Source organism: Streptomyces anulatus, assembly GCF_014650675.1.
Lineage (GTDB): Bacteria > Actinomycetota > Actinomycetes > Streptomycetales > Streptomycetaceae > Streptomyces > Streptomyces anulatus.
Genome location: NZ_BMVK01000002.1, coordinates 236,379 through 260,697, shown reverse-complemented (window position 1 = coordinate 260,697; position 24,319 = coordinate 236,379). Strand labels below are relative to the sequence as shown.

22 protein-coding genes are annotated in these 24,319 nt (G+C 72.5%); 8 read left to right on the top strand and 14 right to left on the bottom strand.

The genetic code is table 11. The annotated features are described in order from the left end of the window. Positions 1 to 143: 143 nt before the first annotated feature. Together IE272_RS05845 and IE272_RS05840 are read left to right on the top strand one after the other, a co-directional pair. Complete coding sequence (locus IE272_RS05845; protein ID WP_003966237.1) at positions 144 to 467, top strand: STAS domain-containing protein; 324 nt, start codon at positions 144 to 146, stop codon at positions 465 to 467. A 271-nt stretch (positions 468 to 738) separates the two neighbouring features. Further along, the gene (locus tag IE272_RS05840) at positions 739 to 3,234 is read left to right on the top strand and encodes an ATP-binding protein (protein WP_190006403.1); all 2,496 of its coding nucleotides are present in this window, start codon (positions 739 to 741) and stop codon (positions 3,232 to 3,234) included. Between the two features lie 125 nt (positions 3,235 to 3,359). Here IE272_RS05840 and nucS read toward each other — a convergent pair whose 3' ends face one another. Continuing rightward, positions 3,360 to 4,031, bottom strand: a complete 672-nt coding sequence (gene nucS / locus IE272_RS05835; RefSeq protein ID WP_030579851.1) for an endonuclease NucS — start codon at positions 4,029 to 4,031, stop codon at positions 3,360 to 3,362. A 275-nt stretch (positions 4,032 to 4,306) separates the two neighbouring features. Here nucS and IE272_RS05830 point away from each other — a divergent pair, with 275 nt between their 5' ends. After that, positions 4,307 to 4,699, top strand: a complete 393-nt coding sequence (locus IE272_RS05830; RefSeq protein WP_003966234.1) for an SCO5389 family protein — start codon at positions 4,307 to 4,309, stop codon at positions 4,697 to 4,699. Between the two features lie 124 nt (positions 4,700 to 4,823). Here the strand turns inward: IE272_RS05830 and IE272_RS05825 are convergent, their stop codons facing one another. Continuing rightward, complete coding sequence (locus tag IE272_RS05825) at positions 4,824 to 5,873, bottom strand: LLM class flavin-dependent oxidoreductase (RefSeq protein ID WP_056700546.1); 1,050 nt, start codon at positions 5,871 to 5,873, stop codon at positions 4,824 to 4,826. A 212-nt stretch (positions 5,874 to 6,085) separates the two neighbouring features. Between IE272_RS05825 and IE272_RS05820 the strand changes: the two genes are divergently transcribed. Continuing rightward, complete coding sequence (locus IE272_RS05820) at positions 6,086 to 6,415, top strand: Rv1322 family protein (RefSeq protein ID WP_050360383.1); 330 nt, start codon at positions 6,086 to 6,088, stop codon at positions 6,413 to 6,415. 85 nt (positions 6,416 to 6,500) lie between these two features. Here the strand turns inward: IE272_RS05820 and IE272_RS05815 are convergent, their stop codons facing one another. From IE272_RS05815 to mce, 7 genes are all read right to left on the bottom strand, one after another. Then, the gene (locus IE272_RS05815) at positions 6,501 to 7,349 is read right to left on the bottom strand and encodes an ABC transporter permease subunit (protein ID WP_056700544.1); all 849 of its coding nucleotides are present in this window, start codon (positions 7,347 to 7,349) and stop codon (positions 6,501 to 6,503) included. Continuing rightward, positions 7,346 to 8,491: an ABC transporter ATP-binding protein gene (locus IE272_RS05810; RefSeq protein WP_190006402.1), complete on the bottom strand. Its 1,146-nt coding sequence runs from the start codon at positions 8,489 to 8,491 to the stop codon at positions 7,346 to 7,348. Before IE272_RS05810 ends, IE272_RS05815 begins: the two co-directional genes overlap by 4 nt. Positions 8,492 to 8,665: 174 nt before the next feature. Further along, positions 8,666 to 9,445 carry an ABC transporter permease gene (locus tag IE272_RS05805; RefSeq protein WP_050360700.1) on the bottom strand — a complete coding sequence of 260 codons (780 nt, stop codon included), beginning with the start codon at positions 9,443 to 9,445 and terminating at the stop codon, positions 8,666 to 8,668. A gap of 5 nt (positions 9,446 to 9,450) precedes the next feature. After that, positions 9,451 to 10,455 carry an ABC transporter ATP-binding protein gene (locus IE272_RS05800; RefSeq protein ID WP_190006401.1) on the bottom strand — a complete coding sequence of 335 codons (1,005 nt, stop codon included), beginning with the start codon at positions 10,453 to 10,455 and terminating at the stop codon, positions 9,451 to 9,453. A gap of 84 nt (positions 10,456 to 10,539) precedes the next feature. Then, positions 10,540 to 11,478 (bottom strand): coiled-coil domain-containing protein, encoded by a 939-nt coding sequence (locus IE272_RS05795; protein ID WP_056700540.1) that lies wholly within the window; start codon positions 11,476 to 11,478, stop codon positions 10,540 to 10,542. 184 nt (positions 11,479 to 11,662) lie between these two features. Further along, complete coding sequence (gene scy, locus IE272_RS05790; protein ID WP_190006400.1) at positions 11,663 to 15,556, bottom strand: polarized growth protein Scy; 3,894 nt, start codon at positions 15,554 to 15,556, stop codon at positions 11,663 to 11,665. Positions 15,557 to 15,754: 198 nt separating this feature from the next. Further along, positions 15,755 to 16,183: a methylmalonyl-CoA epimerase gene (gene mce / locus IE272_RS05785; protein ID WP_018958964.1), complete on the bottom strand. Its 429-nt coding sequence runs from the start codon at positions 16,181 to 16,183 to the stop codon at positions 15,755 to 15,757. A 164-nt stretch (positions 16,184 to 16,347) separates the two neighbouring features. Here mce and IE272_RS05780 point away from each other — a divergent pair, with 164 nt between their 5' ends. Both IE272_RS05780 and meaB read left to right on the top strand, forming a co-directional pair. After that, positions 16,348 to 17,523: an acetyl-CoA C-acetyltransferase gene (locus IE272_RS05780; protein ID WP_056700537.1), complete on the top strand. Its 1,176-nt coding sequence runs from the start codon at positions 16,348 to 16,350 to the stop codon at positions 17,521 to 17,523. A gap of 58 nt (positions 17,524 to 17,581) precedes the next feature. Next, complete coding sequence (gene meaB / locus IE272_RS05775) at positions 17,582 to 18,550, top strand: methylmalonyl Co-A mutase-associated GTPase MeaB (RefSeq protein ID WP_007452421.1); 969 nt, start codon at positions 17,582 to 17,584, stop codon at positions 18,548 to 18,550. Positions 18,551 to 18,632: 82 nt separating this feature from the next. Here meaB and IE272_RS05770 read toward each other — a convergent pair whose 3' ends face one another. Continuing rightward, complete coding sequence (locus tag IE272_RS05770; RefSeq protein ID WP_190006399.1) at positions 18,633 to 19,376, bottom strand: PepSY domain-containing protein; 744 nt, start codon at positions 19,374 to 19,376, stop codon at positions 18,633 to 18,635. A 117-nt stretch (positions 19,377 to 19,493) separates the two neighbouring features. Here IE272_RS05770 and IE272_RS05765 point away from each other — a divergent pair, with 117 nt between their 5' ends. Continuing rightward, positions 19,494 to 20,156 carry a response regulator transcription factor gene (locus IE272_RS05765; protein ID WP_050360375.1) on the top strand — a complete coding sequence of 221 codons (663 nt, stop codon included), beginning with the start codon at positions 19,494 to 19,496 and terminating at the stop codon, positions 20,154 to 20,156. Beyond that, complete coding sequence (locus tag IE272_RS05760) at positions 20,153 to 21,601, top strand: sensor histidine kinase (protein WP_073957648.1); 1,449 nt, start codon at positions 20,153 to 20,155, stop codon at positions 21,599 to 21,601. The genes IE272_RS05765 and IE272_RS05760 overlap by 4 nt, the downstream gene beginning before the upstream one ends. 12 nt (positions 21,602 to 21,613) lie before the next feature. Here IE272_RS05760 and IE272_RS05755 read toward each other — a convergent pair whose 3' ends face one another. The 4 genes from IE272_RS05755 to IE272_RS05740 all read right to left on the bottom strand — a co-directional run bounded on the left by IE272_RS05755 (position 21,614) and on the right by IE272_RS05740 (position 24,283). Continuing rightward, on the bottom strand, positions 21,614 to 22,090 hold the full coding sequence (locus tag IE272_RS05755) for a MarR family winged helix-turn-helix transcriptional regulator (protein WP_003966219.1): 477 nt from the start codon (positions 22,088 to 22,090) through the stop codon (positions 21,614 to 21,616). 149 nt (positions 22,091 to 22,239) lie between these two features. Continuing rightward, positions 22,240 to 23,004 (bottom strand): AIM24 family protein, encoded by a 765-nt coding sequence (locus IE272_RS05750; protein WP_190006398.1) that lies wholly within the window; start codon positions 23,002 to 23,004, stop codon positions 22,240 to 22,242. Continuing rightward, positions 23,001 to 23,651, bottom strand: coding sequence for an AIM24 family protein (locus tag IE272_RS05745; RefSeq protein ID WP_050360372.1), 651 nt, complete (start codon positions 23,649 to 23,651; stop codon positions 23,001 to 23,003). Before IE272_RS05745 ends, IE272_RS05750 begins: the two co-directional genes overlap by 4 nt. Continuing rightward, positions 23,651 to 24,283: an AIM24 family protein gene (locus tag IE272_RS05740; RefSeq protein WP_190006554.1), complete on the bottom strand. Its 633-nt coding sequence runs from the start codon at positions 24,281 to 24,283 to the stop codon at positions 23,651 to 23,653. Before IE272_RS05740 ends, IE272_RS05745 begins: the two co-directional genes overlap by 1 nt. Positions 24,284 to 24,319 lie beyond the last annotated feature (36 nt).

Here is a 24,319-nt window from a genome sequence, read left to right as displayed (position 1 = left end):
CTTACAGACGGCAACTTCCCTGTCGTCGCGACAGTCAGTGGTGGCAGAGACCCGGCCACTCGTGGGCGGAGACAGGGCCGACGGCGGAGCCGACGACAGAACAGACAGACGGACTTTCTACGGAGCATGACCGGGGAGCGCATATGCACATCAGGGGCGACCACGCCGAGCTGGTCGTCGGGGGCCGCCTCGACGTCCGAAGCGCGGCGGACGCCCGTACGGTCCTGCACTCGGCCGTGGACGACGGAGTCGGCGACCTCGTGCTGGACCTGACCGAGCTGGATTCCTGGGACGCCACCGGACTCGGCGTCATCATGGGGGCCCACCGCAGGGCCGGACGGGCCGGACGCCGCCTGGTGCTGCGCGGCGTGCCGCCGCAGATGCAGCGCCTCCTGGTGGCCACCCGGCTGCACCGCATCCTGGCCATCGAGGGCGGCATCGCCGCGGAGTCGCTGCCGCGCGTCTGACGGACGTGCGCGCGGCCGCCTCCCGCCGGGACGCGGCCGGCCGGACGGACGGACCGCGCCCGGCGGTAGAAGTCACGCAATCCTCACCGGAACGTGACGTCCTGGACGGCGTGGCACCCCGGCGGTTCATGAATACTGTGCCAAGGTCTAGGGTTCGGCCGTCCGCCGAATGACAACGAACCCATGGGCGGACACCGGACCGGAAGCGACAGCGGGGCGCGAGTGAGGCCGGGAGGGGCAACCGCGCACGACGCGTCTGGGGGACTTTGCGATGGACCCGACACACCGGGCATCCGATGAGTACGGGCAGGGCCACGACCGCTCCGGCGGTGAGCCCGGCCACCGGCGGCCGTCCCGCGAGTCCGGCGGCGCCGACTTCGGCCCGGGGACACCGCAGCAGGTCCGCGTCGTCCAGCTGACCGCGGGCGACCTGCTGCTCACGGTCAACCCCGTCGACGGCAGCGAGGTCGAGGCCTGCCCGCCCGGCTCGGGCCCCGACGCCCCGGTCCGCCGCACCCCCGCCGAACGCGCCGACCACGAACGCGCCGGAGCGCCCCCGGTGCCCGCAGGACCGCCCGCCCCGCAACTGCCGCTCCTGGAGCGCCAGGAGGAGCGCGAGCGCCTGGTCGGCCTGCTGGCGCGCGGCCGCAGCGTCCGCCTCACCGGCCAGGCAGGCTCCGGCCGCACCGCGGTGCTGGACGCCGTCGCCGCCGACTGCGCGGACCTGGCCCCCGACGGGGTCGTCCGCCTCAACGGCCGGGGCCGCACCGGCGCCGACCTGCTGCACGCCCTCTTCGACACCGTGTACAAGGCCCCGAGCCACCGCCCCGACCGCGACGAACTGCTCGCGCTCGTCCGTTCCATCGGCGCCGTCGTCACCGTCGACGACCTGGAGATCGGCGGAGCGGCCCTCGACGAACTGCTCGCCGCCACCCCCGAGTGCGCCTTCCTGCTCGCCGCCACCCCCGACGTCACCACCCCCGGCGTCGACGCCCACCTGGAGGAGGTGCTCCTCGCCGGACTCGGCCGCGGCGCCTCGCTGGCCCTGCTGGAGAAGGTCGTCGAGCGCTCCCTCACGGAGGAGGAGCGGAACTGGGCGGGCGACCTCTGGTTCGAGTCCGAGGGCCTGCCGCTCCGCTTCGTCCAGGCCGGATCGCTCCTCGTGCAGCGCGACCGGCTGCGCGCCGGCCCCGAAGCCTTCGACGAGTACGACTACTTCGAGCCACGCGCGGACGGCGCGCCGCAGGCCCCCGCTCCACCCGCCGCCGAAGCCCTCGACGTCCCCCTGCCGAGCCTCGGCGAGGGCGCCGCGCCCGCCGTGCTGCTCGCCTCCCGGCTCAGCGAGGCGGCCCGCGCCACCCTGCGCTTCGCCGTCGCCCTCGGCGGCGAGGTGCCCCACCAGGCCCATCTGCCGGCCCTCGTGGGCGACACCCACGCGGACGCCGCGCTCGGCGAGCTCGCGGGCTGCGGCCTGCTCTCCCCGGCCGGCCCCCGCTACCGCCTCGCCGCCGGAGTCCTCGCCCAGCTCGCCGCGGCGGGCTACGAGGACGACGCCGCCGCCCAGGCCCGTACCGCCGCCCAGCACTACGCCTGGTGGGCCTCGCACCCCTCGGTCACCCCGGAGCGGGCCGTCGCCGAGGCCGACGCGATCGTCGCCTCCCTGACCCGGCTGGTCCCGGGCGACGAGGCGGGAGCGGCCAGCGCGGCCGTCCTGCTGGCCCGCAGCGCCTCCCCGGCCTTCGCGGCGGGCCTGGGCTGGGGAGCCTGGGAGCGGGCCCTCAGGATCGGCCAGGAGGCCGCCAGGATCGCCGGTGAGGTCGCCGAGGAGGCGTACTTCCACCACGAGTTGGGCGTCCTCGCGCTCTGCACCGGCAATCCGGACCGGGCCAGGACCGAGCTGGAGACCTCGATCGGGATGCGCGGCGCGCTCGCCGACAAGTCCGGGGCCGTGGCCGGACGCCGCGCGCTCGCCCTGGTCGCGGACCGCTCCGGCGACTTCGCCCCCATCGGCCGCACCTCGTCGGGCGACGAGGTGCCCATGGTGCGCCAGGACGCTCCGGGCACGCCGCCCGGCGGGTTCCCGGCCGCGCCTGTGTTCCTGCGGCAGCCGGCCGAGGAGGAGCCCACGGTCGTCTCCTCGCTGCCCGCCGGCCCCGCCGCGCGCAAGGGCCCCGGCCGCGCCGTCCTGGGCGGCGCCCGGCGCAACCTGGCCGCCGCGGGCGCGGGCGCCGTGCTGATCGCGGTGCTCGGCACCGTCGTCACGCTCGGCGTCACCTCGGGCGACGGCGACGAGCCGGGCAGCCGCAACGTCACCACCGAGCAGACGGCCACCGACGACCCGGCCGACGACGGCCTGCCCGCGGACGACCCCGCGGACGGCTCCGCCCCGGCGGGGGAGACGACCCCCGGCGCGACGCCCACGACTCCCGGCCCCTCGGATTCGGCGAGCCCGAGCACGTCCGGCTCCCCGTCCCCGAGCGCCTCCACGTCGGACGGTACGTCGCCGGGCACGGGCGACCCGACGGACGGCGGGAGCAGCTCGCCGGGCAAGCCGACGCCGACGAAGACCTCGCCCCGGCCGACGGAGACCGACAGCGAGAGCCCGAGCCCCACGCCGTCCGAGTCGGACAGCGAGTCGCCGGACCCGTCCCCGACGCCCACCGACGACACGCCCCCGCCCCCGCCCCAGGGCTCCTCCTCCGCGAGCGGCCCCGTCGAGTCGGAGAGCGCCCCGGAGTCCGGAGCGGCCACCGACCCGGCGGCCTGAGGCGTCGGGCGGCCGGACGTACGAGGGCCGGGCGGCTCACGCGGAAGCGTGAGCCGCCCGGCCCCCGTTGCACTGTTGCTGGGAACAGCCGTGCGCCGTTGCTCAGTACAGCCGCGCGCCGCTGCTCAGAACAGCCGCAGCTTGTCGTCCTCGATGCCCCGCATCGCGTCGTAGTCCAGGACCAGACAGCCGATGCCGCGGTCCGTCGCCAGCACCCGGGCCTGCGGCTTGATCTCCTGCGCGGCGAAGACGCCCCGGACCGGCGCGAGGTGCGGGTCGCGGTTCAGCAGCTCCAGATAGCGCGTCAGCTGCTCCACGCCGTCGATGTCACCACGCCGCTTCAGCTCCACGGCCACCGTCTGCCCGTTCGCGTCCCGGCACAGGATGTCCACCGGTCCGATCGCGGTGGGGTACTCACGGCGGATCAGGGTGTGACCCTCGCCGAGGATCTCGATCCGGTCCGCGAGCAGCTCCTGGAGGTGCGCTTCGACGCCGTCCTTGATGAGCCCCGGGTCGACGCCCAGCTCGTACGACGAGTCGTGGAGGACTTCCTCCATCGTGATGATCAGTTTTTCGCCCGCCTTGTTCACCACGGTCCAGACGCCTTCCTCACCGTCGGCGCCCTCCTTCAGGGTGCACGGCGGGGACATCCAGTTGAGCGGTTTGTACGCCCGGTCGTCGGCATGGATGGAGACGCTTCCGTCCGCCTTCACCAGGATCAGTCGGGGGGCGGAGGGCAGGTGGGCTGTGAGCCGGCCCGCGTAGTCCACGGAGCAACGGGCGATGACGAGACGCATGGTCGGCAACGCTACTCGACGACGGGGGCTCGACGCGATTTCCCCACCCGCCGCCCCCTGTCACTCGGTGCACACCGCAGCACGGCCGAGCGGGCTTGCCCCTCTTTGCGCCCCTTCGTTATTGGCCGGTTGTGTTCCCAATCTCCTGGTGCGGCCCCGACTGCGCGCTTACCGTGGAAGCAGGAGGTCGCCGTCCGTGCACGCTGCGTCGTCGCCGCCCCCCTTCCCTGCCCGTAAGGCCCCGGCCCTTGCCCGGGGTCGCGAGAGGAGAACCCATGTCGCTCGACGTCTCACCGGCGCTGTTGGAACAGGCCGAGCGAGGCGAGGTCGACGAAGCCGACTTCGTCGACTGCGTCCGGACCTCCCTGCCCTTCGCATGGGAGATGATCAGCTCGCTGGTGGCTCAGCTGAAGGTCGACGGTGGACAGTTCGCCGACAACCAGACGCCGCCGCCGGACGAGCAGGCACGTGGTCAGCTGCTGCGCGCGCTCGCGAGTGATGCGATACGCGGTGCGCTCCAGCGGCACTTCGGAGTGCGTATCGCATTCCAGAACTGCCACCGCGTCGCGGTGTTCCCGCTGGACGCCTCGGTCGACGACCGACTGGCCAAGTTCACCTCGGTGAGGGGCCAGTTGCTCAACCAGTCGCCCGAACTACGGGACTGCTGAACGCTTCTGCTGCCGTCCCGGGCCGCGGGAGGTGCAACTGGCTCCGGGGCGGCAGCTCCTGTACCACCGCACCACATGTCCCACCGATGTCAGATGTCTCCGAGGAAACACCGGCATGCGCAGGTCAGGTGAGCAGCGGCAGCACGTCGGCGCCCAGCCGCCGGACGTTCTCCTCGGTCGCCGCGAGATCGCCCGACCCCTCCACCAGGAGGGCGAAGCGCGTGATTCCGGTGCGCTCGGCCGTGGCTGCCAGCCGGTCGGCCGCCAGCCGCGGCGGGCCCACCGGGTGCAGCCCGCACAGCAGTTCCGTGTACGCGACGGGGTCCCGCATCACGCGGTGCCTGCCGTCGACCGTGACATGCGCGTCGAGTCCCTGGCGCAGCCAGCCGGGCATCGCTTTCACCAGCAGCTCCGTGGCCTCCCCGGCGCCGTCCTCGATCTGGGCCACCCCGGCGGACACATGTGCGGCCCCCTCCACCACCTCGGGCGGATGGCCGGCCTCCCTGGCGGCCGTACGCCACAGGGCGACCATCTCCGCCTTCTCCTCGTCCCCGCAGTGCATGCCCAGCAGCATCGGGAGCGCCCGCCCGGCCGCGAGCCGCACGCTCTTCGGCGAGGTGCACGCCACGACGACCTCGGGCCCCGCCGCGCCCGGCCCCGCGCCCGCCGGGCCCTCCAGCAGCTCGTCCGCGCGCGGCACCACCGCCACCTCGCGGAAGCCGAACCGCTCGCCGCGCCCCGCGACGCGCGGCTCCCGCAGCCAGTCGAGCACCAGGCCGAGCGCCTCGGGGAAGCCGTTCTCGTACGCGTCGAGACCGCCGCCGAACACTTCCAGGTCCACCCACGGACCGCCCCGGCCCACCCCGAGCGAGAAGCGCCCGCCGCTGGTCAGATGCAGCAGCGCGGCCTGCTCGGCGAGCGCGACCGGGTGGTGGTTGGGCAGCACGCTGACCGCCGTGCCGACCCGGATTCTGCTGGTGCGGCCCAGCAGCAGCGCGGCCAGCGTGGTCGCCGACGGGCAGACCCCGTACGGCACGAAGTGGTGCTCGGCCAGCCATACCGAGTCGAGACCGCTCTCCTCCGCTGCCTCGGTGGACCGGACGGCCCGGTGCAGGGCCTCACCCGGCCCCTGTCCCGGGAACTGGGCTGCCAGAACGAACGTTCCGATGCGCATCGCCTATTGCCTCCTTGCGGCCGACGCGTTTCTCCCCCACCGGCAACAACGTCTGACACGTGCCAAAGGCACGGTCCCGGAGGAAGTTGTTGCGATTTTCCGCTAACTCACCCCACTGCCGGACCGGACCGCCCGGCCGCCCGACGGCTGCCCCCCCACGCCAGGCTCTAGGCTTGGGCGAACCGTGTCCGATCCGCCCCGTGAGGTGTCCTGTGTCCCCGCGCCGTAACCGCCCCCGTGGCGGCGAGAGTCACGACGAACGCCCCGGCCCGGCGTCCGGCAGGTACGGCGGGGGAGGGGACACCGAGAGCTGGCAGGGCGAGGAGTGGTCGGTGCGTCCGGTCAGCGGCGCGAGTGCCCAGGGCAAGCGGTACCGCTGCCCCGGCTGCGACCAGGAGATCCCCTCCGGGGTCCCGCACCTCGTGACCTGGCCCGAGTTCAGCGGCATCGACGACCGCAGGCACTGGCACAAGGCGTGCTGGAACGCGAAGGACCGCCGCACCACCAGGGTGCAGCGGTCCCGCAACGCTCCGCGCCACTGAGGGCGCGCGGCCCCCGGGCGTACGAGGTCCCCCGGACGTCGCCCGGCCCCCGGAGGTCACCCGGCCCCGGACGTCGCCCGGCCCCTCAGACGTCGCGCCGGTTCAGTATCGCGACCGCCCCGCCCAGCGCCGCGGCGGCCACGCACAGCATCAGCAGCAGCGGCTCCCAGCCGGACGGGCCGGTACTGGTCATCGTCGTGCCGTACAGCCCGCCGATCTGGTTCGGGATCGAGTAGTCGATCAGGAAGCGCTGAACGCCCCGCAGGCTGTCGGCGAACATGAACAGCGCGAGGACCAGGGGCAGCAGCACCACGCCGATCATGATGGTGATCGCGCCCGCCGAATGCCGCACGATCGCGCCGATTCCGAGCGCCAGCAGGCCGAGGGCCGCGATGTAGAGCCCGATCCCGACCGTGCCGCGCAGCCAGTCGTCGGCCGACGCGGGAGCACCGTCCAGGATCAGGTTCTGGAGCCCCGCCACGACCGTGGCGGTCACCGTCGTGACGGTGAAGGCCAGCGAGGAGAAGACGATGGCCTTCGCCGCGAGCACCCGGCCCCGGCTCGGGCACGCTGTCAGCGTCGTACGGATCATGCCGGTGCTGTACTCGGATCCGATGGTCAGCACACCGAGCGTGATCACACAGATCGAGCCCAGCAGCACTCCGAAGAAGCCGAGGCCCAGAACCGGATCGTTCGCCAGAGTGCCGCCGTCCGTCGCGACCAGCAGCGCGGTGCCGAGCCCGATCGTCAGCATCAGCACGACCATCACGCCGAGCGTCCAGATCGTGGCGCGCACGGAACGGATCTTGGTCCACTCCGAGGCGACCGCGTCGCCGAGGGTCGCGGGCCGGATCGGGATCGGCGACTCGTAGGGACCCGGCGGACCGGCGTCCGGCGCCTGCTGGTGGGCCTGCGGGGTGGCCGGCGTCGTCATCGGAGGTCCTTGCTCGTCTGCTCTCCGGCCGGAGCGGCGGAAGAGGGCTCGGCTGCGGGAGCGGGGGAGGGCAGGGCGGCGGGAGCCGGGCTCCGGCCCGGAACGGGCGCGGGCGGGGCGTACCAGCCCTCCTGCGGCACCTCCACCGGCTCGGGGTGCGCATAGCCGTCGGTGCTCCCGTACGCGTCCTGGGGCGGCGGCTCCACGAGGCCCGCCTTGGCGTCCTCCGTCGAGCGGTAGTCCACCAGGCCCTGCGTCAGCCGCATGTACGCCTCCTCCAGGGAGGCCTGGTGCGGCGAGAGCTCCCAGAGCCGTACGTCGCACCCGTGGGCCAGCTCGCTGATCCGCGGCAGCGGCAGCCCGGTGACCCGCAGGGCCCCGCCCGGCTCCGTCATGACCCGGCCGCCCGCCTCGATGAGCGAGGCCGTCAGCTTCTGCCGTTCCTCGGGGCGGTCGTCCGGCACCCGGACCCGGGCGAAGTCGGCGGAGTTGGCGGAGATGAAGTCCGTGACGCTCATGTCGGAGAGCAGCCGGCCGCGCCCGATCACGATCAGATGGTCGGCGGTGAGGGCCATCTCGCTCATCAGGTGGGACGAGACGAAGACCGTGCGCCCTTCGGCGGCGAGCGCCTTCATCAGATTGCGGACCCAGTGGATGCCCTCCGGGTCGAGACCGTTGACCGGCTCGTCGAACAGCAGCACCTGCGGATCGCCGAGCAGCGCCGCCGCGATCCCGAGCCGCTGCCCCATGCCGAGCGAGAAGCCCCTGGAGCGCTGCTTGGCGACGTCCTGGAGGCCGACGACGCCCAGCACCTCATCGACCCGGGCCGCCGGGATGCCGGCCAGCTGCGCGAGGGACAGCAGGTGGTTGCGGGCGGTGCGTCCGCCGTGCACGCCCTTGGCGTCCAGCAGCGCGCCCACCTGGCGCGGGGCGTTCGGCAGGTCGCGGTAGGGGTGGCCGCCGATCGTGACGTGACCTGCGGTGGGGCGGTCCAGGCCGAGGATCATGCGCATGGTCGTGGACTTGCCCGACCCGTTGGGACCGAGGAAGCCGGTGACGGCCCCCGGCCGAACCTGGAAGGAAAGGTCGTCCACGGCCGTCTTCACGCCGTAGCGCTTGGTCAGGCCGACTGCCTCGATCATTCTCCAGCCCCATCGACTCACTCTGTCGTTCGGGGCTCGGGCCACCCGGCCGCGCACCCCCGTAAGAGTTAGGAGGATAACCAGGCACTGACGGTTCCGGCCAAGTTGCGCACAGCCCGCTACCGCGCCGTCACACGGATCAGGACACGGGTCGGGACCCGTGCCGGGGCGCCTCTACGCGTCCCGGTTCTTCAGGACCAGGAAGCCGCCGAGCACCGCCGCCAGCACCCAGAGCACCATGATCCCGAGCCCCGCCCAGGGGCCGTACGGGGCCGGATCGCTGTTCATCGCGTCCGGGACCACCTGCATGATCTTCGAACCGGCCTGGTCGGGGAAGTACCGGGCGACGCTCTTGGCGCCCGGCACCGCCGCGAGGATCTGCGAGACCAGGAAGAAGAACGGCATCAGGATGCCGAGCGACAGCATGGAGCTGCGGAGCATCGCCGCCACCCCCATGGAGAAGATCGCGATCAGCCCCATGTAGAGCCCGCCGCCGACCACCGCGCGCAGCACGTTCTCCGCACCGAGGTCGGTGCCCCGGTCGCCGAGCATGGCCTGGCCGAGGAAGAACGAGACGAAGCTGGTGAGCAGCCCCACGAAGAGGGCCAGCGCACCGGCCACCGTGATCTTGCTGAGGAGGAACGTCGCACGCTGGGGCACCGCCGCCAGCGAGGTGCGGATCATGCCGGAGCTGTACTCCGTGCCGACGACGAGCACCCCGAACACGACCATCGCGAGCTGGCCGAGAATGGTCCCGGAGAAGCTGACGAAGGTCGGGTCGAACGTCGCCTGCTCGGCCTCGGAGAGGTCGTCGAACTGCGCGTTCAGCAGGGCGGCGAGCGCCGCGCCCATCACGACCGTGACGGCGAACGCGGAGATGAGGGTCCAGGTGGTCGAGGAGACCGACCGGATCTTGGTCCATTCCGAGGTGAGAACCGCGGGTACCGATGCCATGGTCGTCACGCCCCCTTGCCGTCGGTGCGGTCGGTGCCCTCGGGCTTGTTCCAGCTCTCGCCCCAGCCCGCTCCCACCACGGGTGGTTCGGCCGCCGGGTCCCGTTCCGAATGGGCGTGGTACTCCACCGAACCGGCGGTCATCTGCATGAACGCCTCCTCCAGGGAGGCCCGCTGGGAACTCAGCTCGTGCAGCACCAGTTGGTGCCGGGCGGCCAGTTCACCCAGCTCCTCGGTGGTGGCGCCGTCGATCTCCAGGACGCCGCCCGCCGTCTCGACCACGGTGAAGCCCTCCTGGTGCAGCACGTCGCGCAGCCGCTCCTGCTGCGGGGAGCGCAGCCGCGCGTAACTGCGGGAGTTCTCCTGGATGAAGTCCGCCATCGAGGTGTCGGCGAGCAGCTTGCCCTGGCCGATCACGATCAAATGGTCGGCGGTCAGCGCCATTTCGCTCATCAGGTGGGACGAGACGAAGATCGTCCGGCCCTCCGAGGCGAGCGCCTTCATCAGATTGCGGATCCAGTGGATGCCCTCGGGGTCCAGTCCGTTGACCGGCTCGTCGAACATCAGGATCTCGGGATCGCCCAGCAGCGCGGACGCGATGCCGAGCCGCTGGCCCATGCCGAGGGAGAACCCCTTGGACTTCTTCTTCGCCACCGCGCTCAGACCGACCATGTCGAGGACCTCGTCGACCCGGCTGCTCGGGATGCGGTTGCTCTGCGCCAGGCACAGCAGGTTGTTGTACGCGCTGCGGCCGCCGTGCATCGCCTTGGCGTCCAGGAGCGCCCCGATGTACTTCAGCGGTTCCTGGAGTTCGCGGTAGTGCTTGCCGTCGATGCGCACCGTACCGCTGGTCGGGTTGTCGAGATCGAGCATCATCCGCATGGTGGTGGACTTGCCCGCCCCGTTCGGGCCGAGGAAGCCCGTCACGATGCCCGGCCTGACCTGACACGACAAATGATCGACGGCGATCTTGCTGCCGAACCGTTTGGTGAGTCCCTCGAGCTCGATCATGCGTTCACGCTAGAACGCCCGAGCGCCCGGCGCCACCACAAAGGCGGAACCGGGCGCACACGGGGGTATTACACGCGCCGGAGGTCAGCGGGTCTGCTGGGCCGGGACACCGCGGGTGGCGGGCTCGTCCTCCACCGGGGAGCCGGCGGCGGCCACGGCGGCGCCGGTCAGCGTCGCCAGCATCTCGCGGACGTTGGTCAGCTGCGCGTTGATCGAGTCGCGGCGGTTGGTGAGCGCCGCCAGCTCGCGCTCCGACTCGCTGCGGATCCGGTCGGCCTTGGCGTTGGCGTCGGCGACGATGTCCTCGGCCTGGCGCTGGGCGGTCTCCACCGTCTGGCGGGCCCGGCGCTCGGCGTCCGTGCGGAGCTTCTCGGCCTCCAGGCGGAGCTGCTCGGCGCGGTGCTCGATCTCGGCGAGACGCTTCTCGGCCTTGGCCTGACGGGACGCGAGGTCGCGCTCCGACTGCTCGCGGCGCTTGGCGAGGTTGGTCTCGAAGTCGGCCGCGGCCTGGGCGGCCTTGGCGCGGGTCTCCTCGAAGAGGGCGTCGGCCTCCTCGCGCTTCTGCTGGGCGTCCTTCTGGGCGTCGGTGCGCAGCGTGTTCGCCTCGCCCTGGGCCTTCTCGACGATCCGGACGCCCTCGTCCTCGGCCTTCGCCTTGCGCTCGGAGGCGAACGACTCGGCGTCGTTGCGCACCTGCTGGGCCGCCGACTCGGCGAGCTCCCGGTGCTGCTCGGCCGCGCGACGGGCCTCCTCGCGCAGGTCCTTGGCCTCCTCCTCGGCGAGGCGGAGAATCTTCTCGACACGGGCGCCGAGACCGGCGTACGACGGCTCGGCGTCGTTTACCTGGGCCTGGGCGTTCTGCGTCTCGAGGTGCAGCTCCTCGATGCGCTTTTCCAGAGAGGTGATTCGGGCCAGGGCACTGTCACGGTCGGCGACGAGCTTGGTGATGCGGTCGTCCACCTGACCGCGGTCGTAGCCTCGTCGCACGAGCTCGAAGCCGAAGGGGGAGGAAGGGTCACTCATGAGGTTCCTGTCGAATGAGACCGGTGAGGTGATAGGGGGAATCCTAGGGGCCATGGCGGCGTGTCAGCGTGAAGATGCCGGTTTGATCTGGAGAATGACACCCCTTTTGAGTGGCTGACCCCCGGAGTGCTTGCCACTCGAAGGCTTGAATGTCCATGACGAAGCACGGCGCACCGCGGATCGGCTACCGCTCGGACGACTTGCCCCCCGATCGAGTGCCCGCCGCCGCCGGGGCCTTGGCGCCGGCCGCGGAACCGCCGGCCGGTTTCCCGCCCCCGGTCGGAGCCTCGAAAGACTCCAACGCTTCGAGCACGTCCTGGACACGGGAGATCTCCGCATTGATGTCCTCGCGCCTGCGCACCAGGACGTCCAGCTCGCGCTTGCCCTCGTCGACCGTCTGCTTGGCCTCGGCCTCGGCGTCGGCGCGCAGCTTCTCCGCCTCGCGGATCAGCCCGGCCTTCTTGGTCTCGGCCTCCTTCAGCAGCGACTCGGCCCGTTTCACCGCGGCGATACGGACCTTGCTCGCCTCCGAATTGGCCTCCGCCATCAGTTCCTTGGCCTTCGCCTCGGCCTCGTCGCGCTGCTCGGTCGCCGCCTTCATCAGGTTGTCGACACGCTCGCCGGCGGTCTTCATCTGCTCGGACGTCTCCCGGCGGGCCCGCTCGTGCAGCTCCTCGATCTCGCTCTCCAGCCGGGCCCGCAGCTCCTCGGCCCGCTCCCGGATCGCCGTCGCGTCGCGCCGGGCGCCGACCAGCAGTTCATCGGCGTCGGCACGGGCGCGCTCGACCAGGGTGTTGCCCTCGACGGTCGCCTCCGAGGTGATGCGCACGGCCTCCTTGCGGGCCGCGCCGACCATCGTGTCGGACTGCCCCTCGGCCTCGGTGGCCGTACGCAGCGCCTCTTCCCGCGCCTTGTTGATGAGCTGGTCCGCCTGCTCGGCCGCGTCCGCCCGGCGCTTGGCCGCCGCCTCGCGGGCCTCGTCCAGCAGCCGGTCCGCCTCCTGGCGGGCCTCCGAGCGCATCTCCTCGGCCGCCGACTCCGCCTCCGCGCGCAGCCGTGTGGCCTCCTCGCGGGTGCGGACGGCGTGCTCCTGCGCGGAGCCGAGCCGCTCGGCCGCCTCCGCGCGCATCCGCTCGGACTCGCCGGTCGCCTCGGCCAGCATCCGGTCCGCCTGCTCGGTGGACTCGGACCGGCGGCGGTTGGCCTCCGTGGTGGCCTCGACGACGAGCTGCTCGGAGGCCTGGGCCGCCTCGTTGCGGATGCGTTCGCTCTCGTTGGCCGCCTCGGCCATCAGCCGGTCCGACTGGGCCGCCGCCTCCGAACGGATCCGGTTGGCGTCCTGCCGGGCCTCGGCACGGGCCTTCGACGCGTCCTGCTCCGCCGACGCCAGCGCGTCGGACGCCTCGGTGCGCATCCGCTGGCTGTACTCGGAGGTGTCCGCGCGCAGCCGTTCCGACTCGCCGATCGCGTCGGAGACGGTCCGCTCGGCCAGCGCCTTCGCGGCGGCGGTCTCCTCCTCGGCCTCCCGCCGGAGACGGGCCGCCTCCTCGTTCGCCTCGCGGCGCAGGCGGATCGCGTCCTCGGAGGCCCGCTCCCGCTCCGCGTGCGCGTCGGCGCGGACCCGGTCCGCCTCCTCCTGCGCCTCGCCCCGGGTGCGCTCCGCGACATGCTCCGCCGTCGAGCGCAGCCCGGCGATCTCCTCCTCGGCCTGCTCCTGCAGACCGGCGACGGAGTCCCGTACCTGCTGGGCCGTCTGCTCGGCCGCCGAGACCAGCTCGGTCGCCCGGGCGTCCGCCTCCTCGACGAGCCGGCGCGCCTCGGCCTCCGCGTCCTCGACCCGCTTGCGGGCGGAGGCGAGCAGCTCCTCGCTCTGCTCGCGGGCCCGCTCGCGCTCCTGCTCCGCCTCGGTCCGGGCGGCGCCGAGGATCTCCTCGGCCTCCCGGCGGCGGCGCGTGGCCTCCTCCTGGGCGGCGTTCAGCGCCTCGGCGGCCTCGGCGGCGACCCGCTCGGCGGCGGCCGCGGCCTCCGCGCGCACCCGGTCGGCGCTCTCCTGCGCCTCGGACTTGAGCCGCTCCGCCTCGGCGGCGGCCTCACCGCGCAGCCGTACGGCGACGCTCTCGCCCTCCGCACGGGACTGGGCGGCGTCGGCGGCGGCCTCGTCGCGCAGCCGTTCGGCCTCCGTCCCGGCCTGCTCGGTCAGCACCCGTACGCGCTCGGCGGCCTCGACGCGCTGCCGCTCCGACTCCTCGTTCGTCTCGCGGCGGATCCGCTCGGCCTCGGTCCGGGCCTCGCCGAGCGCCTCCTCGGCGGCGGCGAGCCGGGACTCGGCCTCGGTGTGCAGCCGGGTCAGCTCCTCGGCGGCCTCGGCCTGCCGGGCGGCGACACCGCGCTCGGTCTCCTCGCGCAGCTCGGCCGCGGCCCGCTCGGCCGCCTCCGTGACGGCCGCCGCCTGCTCCTCGGCCTCGGCCCGCAGCTTGTCGGCCTCGGTACGGGTGCGCTCCAGCGTCTCCTCGGCCTGCTTGCGCAGGGTCGCGGACCGCTCGGCGGCCTCGGTGCGGATGCGCTCGCTCTCGCCGTTGGCCTTGGTGCGCAGCTCGTCCGCGTCGGAGCGGGCCTCGGTCAGCAGCTCCTCGGCGGTGCGCGCGCCCTCCTCCAGCTGCTGGACCGCCTCGCGGCGGGCCTCGCCCCGGATCCGCTCGCCCTCGGCGACCGCCTCGGAGCGCAGCGTCTCGGCCTCGCCGCGCAGCCGGCGGGCCTCCTCCTGGAGCTCGACCGTCTTGGCCCGGTACTCCTTGGTGTCGTCCTTGGCCGCGCCCTTGAGCTCGTCGGCCTGCTCGGCCGCCTCGCCGCGCAGCCGGTCCGCCTCGGCCTCCGCCTCGCGGCGGATCCGCTCGGCCTCCTCGCTCGCGGCCTTCGTCGTCGACTTCGCGTCCTCGGAGGCCTTGGTGAGCACCTCCTCGGCGCTGCGGGCCGCCTTCGCCAGCTGGGCGGCGGCGTCCTCGGCGGCGACCGTACGGGCCTTCTCGCCCGCCTCGGCGACCAGCCGCTCCGCCTCGGCGCGCGCGTCGACGAGGGCCTGCTCGGCCTCTTCCTTCAGCGCCTCGGTGCTCTTGGTGGCCTCGCCGACCAGCCGGGCGATCTCCGACTTGGCCGTACGGGTGCGCTGTTCGTTCTGCGACTCGGCGGTGGCCAGCTGCTTGGCGGCGGCGTCCTTCGCCTCGGAGAGGAGCTTCTCCGCCTCCAGGCGGGACTCGCGCAACCGGGTCTCGGCCTCCGAGAGGCGCTGCTCGGCGGACCGGTTCAACTCGGCGGTCTGCTGGCGGGTCTGGTCGGTCTCCGCGGTCGTGCTGGAGCGCAGCTGCTCCGCGTGGCTGGTGGCCTCCTGAGCCTGGGCGGAGGCGGCCCCGAGGAGGCGCTCGGCGTCCTTGCGGGCGCGCAGCAGGATCGCTTCGGCCTCGGCCCTGGCGGACTCGGTCTCCGAGCCGGCGCGCCGACGGGTCTCCTCGGCAAGCCGGGCCGCCTCGTCGCGGGCGGCGGCCAGCGCCTGTTCGGCCTCGGCGCGGGACTCCTCCAGCAGCCGGCGGGCCTGCGACTCGGTGCGGGCGCGCAGCTGTTCGGCCCAGGCGACGTTCTCGTTGACGTGCGACTCGACGGTCTGGCGGCGTTCCGCCAGCTCCTGGTCGAGCCGCTGTCTGCGCTGGACGGCCTCGGTGTGCAACTCGGCCTGCAGGCGCGCCTGGTGCTCGGCGTGCTCCTGCAGGATCCGCTGCGTCTGGGCCCGTGCCTCGCGCAGTTCGCGTTCGGCGTCGCTGCGCATCTGCTCGGCCTGGGCCTGGGCGTTCCGCAGCATCTGCTCGGTCTGGTAGCCGATGTCCGCGCTGTCGTAGGCGGGGCGGGTCGCGAGATTGCGCCGGGCCTCGTGCAGCTTGGCACGCAAGACCTCGACCTGGTAACCGAGGTCCTCGGCGTGCTGGACGGCCTTCTCCCGGTCGGTCTTCAGCCGGTCCATCTCGGCTTCGAACCGCGAGAGATGGTCGTCTTCAGCCCGGTGGCTCTCCTGGCGTTCGTAGCCCCGCACTGCGCGGTCCCATCCTTCCCCGAGCTCTCAACATTGTTCGAGCGGGGGAGACCCCAACCCTGGTCGCGACTCCGCACGAACTGCTCGCCGGCGGGAGTCCCCCGGGGAATGGTGACAGACGAACGACGAGGACGCGGTACGGCCCCGACCCGGCCCCGGCCCGGAACCGCCCACTCTACCGGGCCGGGTATGCGGTGGTCAGTGCTCCGCCCGGCTCGTGACCAGTTCGGTCAGGACGCCGTGGCAGTCCTTGGGGTGCAGGAACGTGATCCGGGACCCCATCGACCCCGTCCTGGGCTCGTCGTACAGCACCCGGACGCCCTTCTCGCGGATGTCCGCGGCGTCCCCGTCCACGTCCTCCGTACCGAAGGCGATGTGGTGCACACCCTCCCCGTTCTTCGCCAGCCACTTGCCGACGGCCGAGTCCTCCCGGGTGGGCTCCAGCAGCTGGAGGTAGGAGGCCCCGCCGTCCGAGGTCCCGTTGATCCTGAGCATCGCCTCCCGGACGCCCTGCTCCTCGTTGATCTCGGAGTGATACACCTCGAACCCGTACGTGGCACGGTAGAACTCGACGGTCCTGTCCAGGTCGAAACAGGCGATCCCGATGTGGTCGATTCGCGTCAGCATGGATCCAGTGCAGCGCTACCGCCATGGTTACGCAACGTGCGCGCCGTCACACCGGTTGCCGGATGACGGGCGCGGTACCTCTCAGTACATTCAGGTAAACCCTCGTTCACATCCGATCCCAAGGGGCCGTGCCCATGCCAGCAACGACCGGTACCACCACCTCAGTGATCGTCGCGGGCGCCCGGACGCCCATGGGCCGTCTCCTCGGCTCCCTCAAGAGCTTCTCCGGCGCCGACCTCGGAGGCTTCGCCATCAAGGCCGCCCTGGACCGGGCCGGCATCGGCGGTGACCAGGTCCAGTACGTGATCATGGGCCAGGTGCTCACGGCCGGTGCGGGCCAGATGCCCGCCCGGCAGGCCGCGGTCAAGGCCGGCATCCCGATGAACGTCCCCGCGCTCACCGTCAACAAGGTGTGCCTGTCCGGGCTCGACGCCATCGCGCTGGCCGACCAGCTCATCCGCGCCGGGGAGTTCGACGTGGTGGTCGCCGGCGGCCAGGAGTCCATGACCAACGCCCCGCACCTGCTCCCCAAGTCCCGCGAGGGCCACAAGTACGGCGCGATCGAGATGCTGGACTCGATGGCGCACGACGGCCTCACCGACGCGTACGAGAACATCCCGATGGGAGAGTCGACCGAGAAGCACAACGGCCGCCTCGGTCTCGACCGCGCCGCCCAGGACGCGATCGGCGCGCAGTCCCACCAGCGGGCCGCCGCCGCCCAGAAGAACGGTCTCTTCGAGGCCGAGATCACCCCGGTCGAGATCCCGCAGCGCAAGGGCGACCCGGTCCTCTTCGCCAAGGACGAGGGCATCCGCGCCGAGACGACCGCGGAGACCCTCGCCAAGCTGCGCCCGGCCTTCGCCAAGGACGGCACGATCACCGCCGGCACTGCCTCGCAGATCTCCGACGGCGCCGCCGCGGTCGTGGTGATGAGCAAGGCGAAGGCGGAGGAGCTGGGCCTCGACTGGATCGCCGAGATCGGGGCCCACGGAAACGTCGCGGGCCCCGACAACTCCCTCCAGTCGCAGCCCTCCAACGCCATCCGGCACGCCCTGAAGAAGGACGGCCTCGGCGTCGAGGACCTCGACCTGATCGAGATCAACGAGGCGTTCGCGGCCGTCGCCGTCCAGTCCATGAAGGACCTGGGCGTCACCTCGGACAAGGTCAACGTCAACGGCGGCGCCATCGCGCTCGGCCACCCCATCGGGATGTCCGGCGCCCGGATCGTCCTGCACCTGGCCCTGGAGCTGAAGCGGCGCGGCGGCGGCACCGGCGCCGCGGCGCTGTGCGGCGGCGGCGGTCAGGGCGACGCGCTGATCATCCGCGTCCCGGGCAAGTAGTACCCGTACGGATTCCGGACCCGTACGGGTACCGGGGCAGAGCGAGAGATACGGAGCGGTGAACGTGGACGTGGACGTCCCCACACTGGTCGAGCAGGCGCGAGCAGGCAGGCCGCGTGCGGTGGCCCGGCTGATCTCGCTGGTGGAGGGGGCGTCCCCGCAGCTGCGGGAGGTGATGGCCGCGCTGGCGCCGCTGGCGGGCCACGCCTACGTCGTCGGGCTCACGGGCTCGCCGGGCGTCGGCAAGTCCACCTCCACCTCGGCCCTGGTCACCGCCTACCGCCGGGCGGGCAAGCGGGTCGGCGTCCTCGCCGTCGACCCGTCCTCGCCGTTCTCCGGCGGGGCGCTGCTGGGCGACCGGATCCGGATGGCGGACCACGTCTCCGACCCGGGCGTCTACATCCGCTCGATGGCGACCCGGGGCCACCTGGGCGGCCTCGCCTGGTCCGCGCCGCAGGCCATCCGGGTGCTGGACGCGGCGGGCTGCGACGTGGTCCTCGTCGAGACGGTCGGCGTCGGCCAGTCCGAGGTGGAGATCGCCTCCCAGGCGGACACCTCCGTCGTGCTGCTCGCCCCGGGCATGGGCGACGGCATCCAGGCGGCCAAGGCCGGGATCCTGGAGATCGGCGATGTGTACGTGGTCAACAAGGCGGACCGGGACGGCGCGGACGCCACCGCCCGCGAGCTGAACCACATGCTGGGCCTGGGGGAGTCCCGGGGCCCCGGCGACTGGCGCCCCCCGATCGTGAAGACGGTCGCCGCCCGGGGCCAGGGCACGGACGAGGTCGTCGAGGCCCTGGAGAAGCACCGGGCCTGGATGGAGGAGCACGGCGTCCTGGCCGAACGCCGCACCGCCCGTGCCGCGCACGAGGTCGAGACGATCGCCGTCACCGCGCTCCGCGAGCGGATCGCCGACCTGCGCGGCGACCGCCGTCTGCACGCCCTGGCCGAGCGCATCGTGGCGGGGACCCTGGACCCGTACGCGGCGGCCGACGAGCTGGTGGCGGGGCTGACGGAGGGCTCCTGAGCGACACGGCGAAGGCCCTCGGAGCGGTGTGTGCCGCTGCGAGGGCCTTCTCCTGCTCCACGGGCGTCCGCCCGGGCTTCCGTCAGCTGTCGTCGCCGTCCCGGTCGTCCCGGTCGTCGCCGCGGTCGTCGCGGTCGTCGTCACGGTCGTCCGCGCGGTCGTCCCGGTCGTCGTCACCGTCGTCGTCGTGGTCCACGGTGACCTTGCCGGTCTTCGCGTCCACGCGCAGCTCGTGCTGCTTGCCGTCCTTGCCCGTGATGTCGATGTCCCAGCGCAGGACGTTGCCCCGGCGGTCGTCGTCATCGTCGTCGTCCAGGTCGATCGACGTGATGCTGCCCGGCGCGGTCCTCAGGGCCGCGTCCGCCGCCTGGTTCAGGGTGACGGCGGAGGAGCGGGGCGCGTGGCGGTCGCGGTCGTCGTTGTCGTCGTCGCGGGTCTTCAGGACCTTGCCGTTGCCGGCGTCCACCGTCACGTCGTGCCACTTCTTGTCGGTGCCCCGGACGTCCAGCTCCCAGACCGCGCGGTCGTTGTCGTCGTCATCGTCCAGCTCGGCCTCGGTGACCGTGCCCGGGACGCTCTTCAGGGCGGCGGCGACGGCCTGGTCGAGGGTGATCCGGGTGCTCTTCGCGCCGCCGTCCGTCCGGGGGGCCTCCGCGTCGGCGTAGGACCGGTCGTCGTCGCGGTTGTCGCGGTCCGTGCCGGCCGGCTGCTGCGTGGACGTGCCGCCCCGGCGGTCACCGTCGTCCGCGAAGGCGACGGTGGCGGCGGTGGTGCCGCCGATGAGCACGGCCGCGGTGATCGCTGCGATGGTGACGTTGCGCTTCATGAGGGTTCCTCCCGAGAGCTGCTGCTGTTCGACGTGACCCACACTGCCGGGACGTTGCTGAACGCAACCTGAAGCCACCTGAAGGCGCCTTCAGGTGGAGTTTGCGAGGCTGTGCGCATGCGCCTGTTGATCGTGGAGGACGAGAAGCGCCTCGCGGTGTCCCTGGCCAGGGGACTGACCGCCGAGGGTTTCGCCGTGGATGTCGTGCACGACGGTCTCGAAGGGCTGCACCGGGCGAGTGAGGGCGCCTACGACCTGGTGATCCTCGACATCATGCTGCCCGGCATGAACGGCTACCGCGTCTGCTCGAACCTGCGCGCCGCCGGACACGAGGTGCCGATCCTCATGCTGACCGCCAAGGACGGCGAGTACGACGAGGCCGAGGGCCTGGACACCGGCGCCGACGACTATCTGACCAAGCCCTTCAGCTACGTCGTCCTCGTCGCCCGGGTCCGCGCCCTGCTGCGCCGCCGGGGAGCCGGCACCGCCGCACCCGTCCTGACCGTCGGGTCCCTGCGCATCGACACCGCCGCCCGCCGGGTGATCCGCGGCGAGGACGAGATCGCGCTCACCGCCAAGGAGTTCGCGGTGCTGGAGCAACTCGCCCTGCGCGCGGGCCAGGTGGTCAGCAAGGCGGAGATCCTCGAGCACGTCTGGGACTTCGCCTACGACGGCGATCCGAACATCGTCGAGGTCTACATCTCCACCCTGCGCCGCAAGCTCGGCGCGACCGCCATCCGTACCGTGCGCGGCGCGGGCTACCGGCTGGAGGCGAAGTGAGGTCCGTACGGGCCAGGGCCGCCATCGGGGCCACCCTGGTCGTCGCCGTCGCCCTGGTGGCGGCCGGCCTCGCCGTGCTCCTGGTCCTGCGGGCCAACCTGATCGACCAGGCGGACCTCCAGGCCGAGGTGGCGGCCCGTGAGGTGGCCGGGCAGCTGGCCACGGGCACCCCGTACGACGAACTGGAACTGGACGACGAGGAGGACCACCCGGTCCAGGTGACCGACGAGGAGGGCCGGGCCGTCGTCGTCTCCAAGGACCTGCGGGCCATCACCGGCACCGGCACGAGCGGTGTCACCCCGGCGCCCTCGGCCTCGGCGGGGGCCTCCCCGTCGCCCGGCGACGGGGACGACGACGATGCCGACGACGACGATGACGGCAGCCGCCCCGGCCGGGGCGAGGTCTCCTCCGACGACCCGGACTTCTCCGACGGCACCGCCACCGTCGACGGCACCACCGCGGACTACCGTTTCGCCGCCGTCGAGGCGACCACCCCCGACGGGGTCACGCTGACCGTGTACGCGGGCGCACCGCTCGCCGCCGAGCAGGAGGCGGTGAACACGGTGCGCGGGGCGATGCTCACCGGGCTGCCGCTGCTCCTGGTGGTCGTCGCCGGGGTGACATGGCTGGTGACCCGCCGGGCCCTGCGGCCGGTCGAGGGCATCCGCCGTGAGATGGCGGCGATCACCGCCTCCGAGGACCTGGCCCGCCGGGTGCCGGAGCCCGGTTCGCGGGACGAGATCGCGGCGCTGGCCCGGACGACGAACGAGACGCTCACGGTCCTGGAGGCGTCCGTGGAGCGCCAGCGGCGGTTCGTCGCGGACGCCTCGCACGAGCTGCGCTCCCCGATCGCCTCGCTGCGCACCCAGCTGGAGGTGGCCGAGGCCCATCCGGAGCTGCTGGACCTCCCGGGCGCGGTCGCCGACACCGTACGGCTCCAGGTGCTGGCGGCGGATCTGCTGCTGCTGGCCCGGCTGGACGCGGGGGAGAAGCCCGGCAGCGCGACGGTGGAGCTGGGCGCGCTGGTGCGGGAGGAGGTGTCGCAGCGGACCGGGGACCGGATCGCGGTGAGCGTCGAGGTGCCGCAGGGCGGTGCGTTCGAGGTGAACGGGTCGCGCGGGCAGCTGTCCCGGGTGATCGGCAATCTGCTGGACAACGCCCAGCGGCACGCCGAGGGGAGCGTCGCGGTGTCGGTGGCGGCCGACGGGCGCGGCGTGCGGGTGGAGGTCAGGGACGACGGGGCGGGCGTTCCCGAGGACGAGCGGGAGCGGATCTTCGAACGGTTCGTCCGGCTCGACGACGCCCGCAGCCGGGACGACGGCGGCGCGGGTCTGGGCCTGGCCATCGCCCGGGACGTCGCCTCGCGCCATGGCGGGACGCTGACGGTGGACCGGGCGGCCGAGGGCGGTGCGGCCTTCCGGCTCTGGCTGCCCCGCTCCGCCTGACGGCCCCGGGACCTACAGCTTGCCGCGCTTGCCGCGCAGGTGTTCCGCGATCGGGGTCAGCGCCGCGTGCAGGTCGGCGAGCGCCTCGGGGGACAGCAGGTCCATGAAGTGCTGCCGCACCGATGCGACGTGGTGCGGGGCGACCTTGCGCATGGTCTCCGCGCCGTGCTCGGTGAGGACGGCGAACAGTCCGCGCCGGTCCGACTCGCAGTGGGTGCGGCGGACCAGCCCGGCGGTCTCCATACGGGTGATCTGGTGCGAGAGCCGGCTCTTGGACTGGAGAGTGGCGGCGGCGAGGTCGCTCATCCGCATGCGCTGGTCGTCCGATTCGGAGAGGTTGACCAGGATCTCGTAGTCGTTCATGGTCAGGCCGAACGGCTGGAGGTCCTTCTCCAGTTGGTGCATCAGCAGTCTGCTGACGTCCAGGTGGGTGCGCCAGGCGCACTGCTCCGTGTCGCTCAGCCAGCGGGTGGCCGTCTCGGTCTCCATATATGGATTCTACCTAAGAAGTTGAAAGCCGGACGAAATGGGGGAGTGTGACGACCGGCACCCCCGGCCCGCGGGAGTACCGACAGGCCCCTCGGCAAGCACCGACGGCTGGGCGCAGACGTTCGACGTCACACTCCGCAGACTACCGCTCACAACCCGAAGCGACGCTGGAGGTCCCCCAGCTGGCCGGGCATGCGCGGAGCGGATCCGTGTTGACCCCCGCCGCCCGGAACGCCGGGCTCGTTCGGTACGACGCCCGCCGCCTGCTCCGCCATCAGTGCCTCGCTCGACTGGAGCAGTACCGTGCCCGCCCCGACGAACTCGAACTGGTGCTCCTCGCCCGACGTCCCGCCGATCCCGGTGAGTGACCGGATACCGCCCATCACGCCCGTCATATAGCCGTGGTCGTAGTGGTGGCACGGGGAGGGGCAGTCGGCCCAGCCCACCAGCGCCTGCGGATCCACCCGCAGCGGCGGCTCCATGAACACCACCGGGCCGTTCGACGCGGCCACGAACTTCCCCGTGCCGATCAACGTCACGAACCCCGGCACGATCGACTGCTTCAGCGCCATCGTCGGCTGGTACGCCAGCAGGTTCCCGGAGCGGATGGTGAGGTTCCCGTCCTCCAGGTCGAAGGAGTTCACATCGAACGCGCGGTCCGCCAGCAGCATCTTCCCGCTGCCCTCGGCCACCACCCAGTCGCTCGCGTGCAGCGGCGAATGGAAGCTGGAGCGCACCAGCCGCTCGAACCGGCCGTGCCCGATGCCGTCGAACTGGATCTGCCCGTAGTAGGCGATCATCTTGCCCTTCTGCAGGAACCACCGGCTCCCCTTGAGCTCCACGCAGAAGGTGTACGCGTTGACGTTGTCGTCCGACGGCAGCGTCATCGGGTCGAGGACCACGGGCGTGCTCACAGCTTCTCCTCCGACGCCTGGACGTACACCGCACCACTGCCGCTCAGCTCCAGCTGGAACGCCTCGCCGGAGCCCCGCCCCACCATGTCCCGCCAGCCGACCGCCGTGGACAGCTTGTTCCGGACCTCGCCGTGGTGGGCGACGTAGGCCTGCGGGTCCACATGGACGTCCCGGCCCGGCGTGATCGGCAGTTCGATGACCCCGCCGTGCGCCATCACCGCGACCGCGCCGTGCCCCTTGAGGGTGGTGGTGAACAGGCCCTGGCCGGTCACCTGGCCGCGCACCATGCCCATCACCCCGCCCTGCGAGCCCATGAACATCGTGCCCTGCTGGAGCGTCCCGTCGAACGCGAGCAGCCGGTCGGCCTCCACGTACAGGGTGTCGCCCGCCAGCTCGATCACCTGGATGTGGTGGCCGCCGTGGCCGAACATCACCGTGCCCGAGCCCTCGACCGTCATCAGCGGCGTCGACTCGCCCGCCACCCGGCGGCCGATCATCGACGCGACGCCGCCCTGGCCGCCCTGGATGTTCGGGGTGAAGGACACCTCGCCCCGGTACGCCAGCATCGCGCCGCGCTGGCTGAACAGCTTCTGGCCCGGGGCCAGGGTGGCCTCGACCATCTTGGAGTTGATCTCCCGGAACGGCATCAGACATCGCCCCCGACGGTGTTGCGCTCGCTCGGCTGCACATAGACCAGGCCGTCGCCCTCGAAGCGGATCTGGAACGCCTCGCCGGAGCCCTCGCCCATCAGCGTCCGGAAGTTCACCCCCGCCTGGAAGTTCTGCTGCAGCCTGCCCTGGTGGGCGATGTACGCCCCGGGGTCGACCATCAGCGGATACTGCGGGGACACCCGCAGCAGGACCGCCGTGCCGTCCGACAGGATCGCCGCCTGCCCGGTGCCCTCCACCGTGGTGGTGAACAGGCCGTTGCCGCTCGCCCCGCCGCGCAGCCCCGTGAACGTGGTGCCCGTGCGCAGCCCGGCGTCGGTGGCCAGCAGATTGCTCGCCTCCACATAGAGGGTGTCGCCGTGCAGCGAGACCAGGTTGATCTCGCTCGCCCGGTCGGCGAAGTAGCAGGTGCCCTGCCCGGACACCTCCATCACCGTCATCTGCTCACCGGCCAGCCGGCGGGTCACCATGCCGCGCAGGCCCTCGCCGCCGCCGGACATCTTCTTGAAGGTCATCCGGCCGTCGTACGCGACCATCGAGCCGTTCTTCGCCTTGACGGCATCGCCCGTCAGATCGACGGCGAGCGTCTTGCTGCCTTGGAGTCGGAACATCGCCACGCGACGAAGGTAGCCGTCCGCGCCGCGCCC

What these genes read in the sequence shown, in the direction of transcription:
- IE272_RS05845 (WP_003966237.1), top strand. Translation starts at nt 144, where the DNA reads ATGCACATCAGGGGCGACCACGCCGAGCTGGTCGTCGGGGGCCGCCTC.
- IE272_RS05840 (WP_190006403.1), top strand. Translation starts at nt 739, where the DNA reads ATGGACCCGACACACCGGGCATCCGATGAGTACGGGCAGGGCCACGAC.
- nucS (WP_030579851.1), bottom strand. Translation starts at nt 4,031, where the DNA reads ATGCGTCTCGTCATCGCCCGTTGCTCCGTGGACTACGCGGGCCGGCTC.
- IE272_RS05830 (WP_003966234.1), top strand. Translation starts at nt 4,307, where the DNA reads ATGTCGCTCGACGTCTCACCGGCGCTGTTGGAACAGGCCGAGCGAGGC.
- IE272_RS05825 (WP_056700546.1), bottom strand. Translation starts at nt 5,873, where the DNA reads ATGCGCATCGGAACGTTCGTTCTGGCAGCCCAGTTCCCGGGACAGGGG.
- IE272_RS05815 (WP_056700544.1), bottom strand. Translation starts at nt 7,349, where the DNA reads ATGACGACGCCGGCCACCCCGCAGGCCCACCAGCAGGCGCCGGACGCC.
- IE272_RS05810 (WP_190006402.1), bottom strand. Translation starts at nt 8,491, where the DNA reads ATGATCGAGGCAGTCGGCCTGACCAAGCGCTACGGCGTGAAGACGGCC.
- IE272_RS05805 (WP_050360700.1), bottom strand. Translation starts at nt 9,445, where the DNA reads ATGGCATCGGTACCCGCGGTTCTCACCTCGGAATGGACCAAGATCCGG.
- IE272_RS05800 (WP_190006401.1), bottom strand. Translation starts at nt 10,455, where the DNA reads ATGATCGAGCTCGAGGGACTCACCAAACGGTTCGGCAGCAAGATCGCC.
- IE272_RS05795 (WP_056700540.1), bottom strand. Translation starts at nt 11,478, where the DNA reads ATGAGTGACCCTTCCTCCCCCTTCGGCTTCGAGCTCGTGCGACGAGGC.
- mce (WP_018958964.1), bottom strand. Translation starts at nt 16,183, where the DNA reads ATGCTGACGCGAATCGACCACATCGGGATCGCCTGTTTCGACCTGGAC.
- IE272_RS05770 (WP_190006399.1), bottom strand. Translation starts at nt 19,376, where the DNA reads ATGAAGCGCAACGTCACCATCGCAGCGATCACCGCGGCCGTGCTCATC.
- IE272_RS05765 (WP_050360375.1), top strand. Translation starts at nt 19,494, where the DNA reads ATGCGCCTGTTGATCGTGGAGGACGAGAAGCGCCTCGCGGTGTCCCTG.
- IE272_RS05755 (WP_003966219.1), bottom strand. Translation starts at nt 22,090, where the DNA reads ATGGAGACCGAGACGGCCACCCGCTGGCTGAGCGACACGGAGCAGTGC.
- IE272_RS05745 (WP_050360372.1), bottom strand. Translation starts at nt 23,651, where the DNA reads ATGCCGTTCCGGGAGATCAACTCCAAGATGGTCGAGGCCACCCTGGCC.
- IE272_RS05740 (WP_190006554.1), bottom strand. Translation starts at nt 24,283, where the DNA reads ATGTTCCGACTCCAAGGCAGCAAGACGCTCGCCGTCGATCTGACGGGC.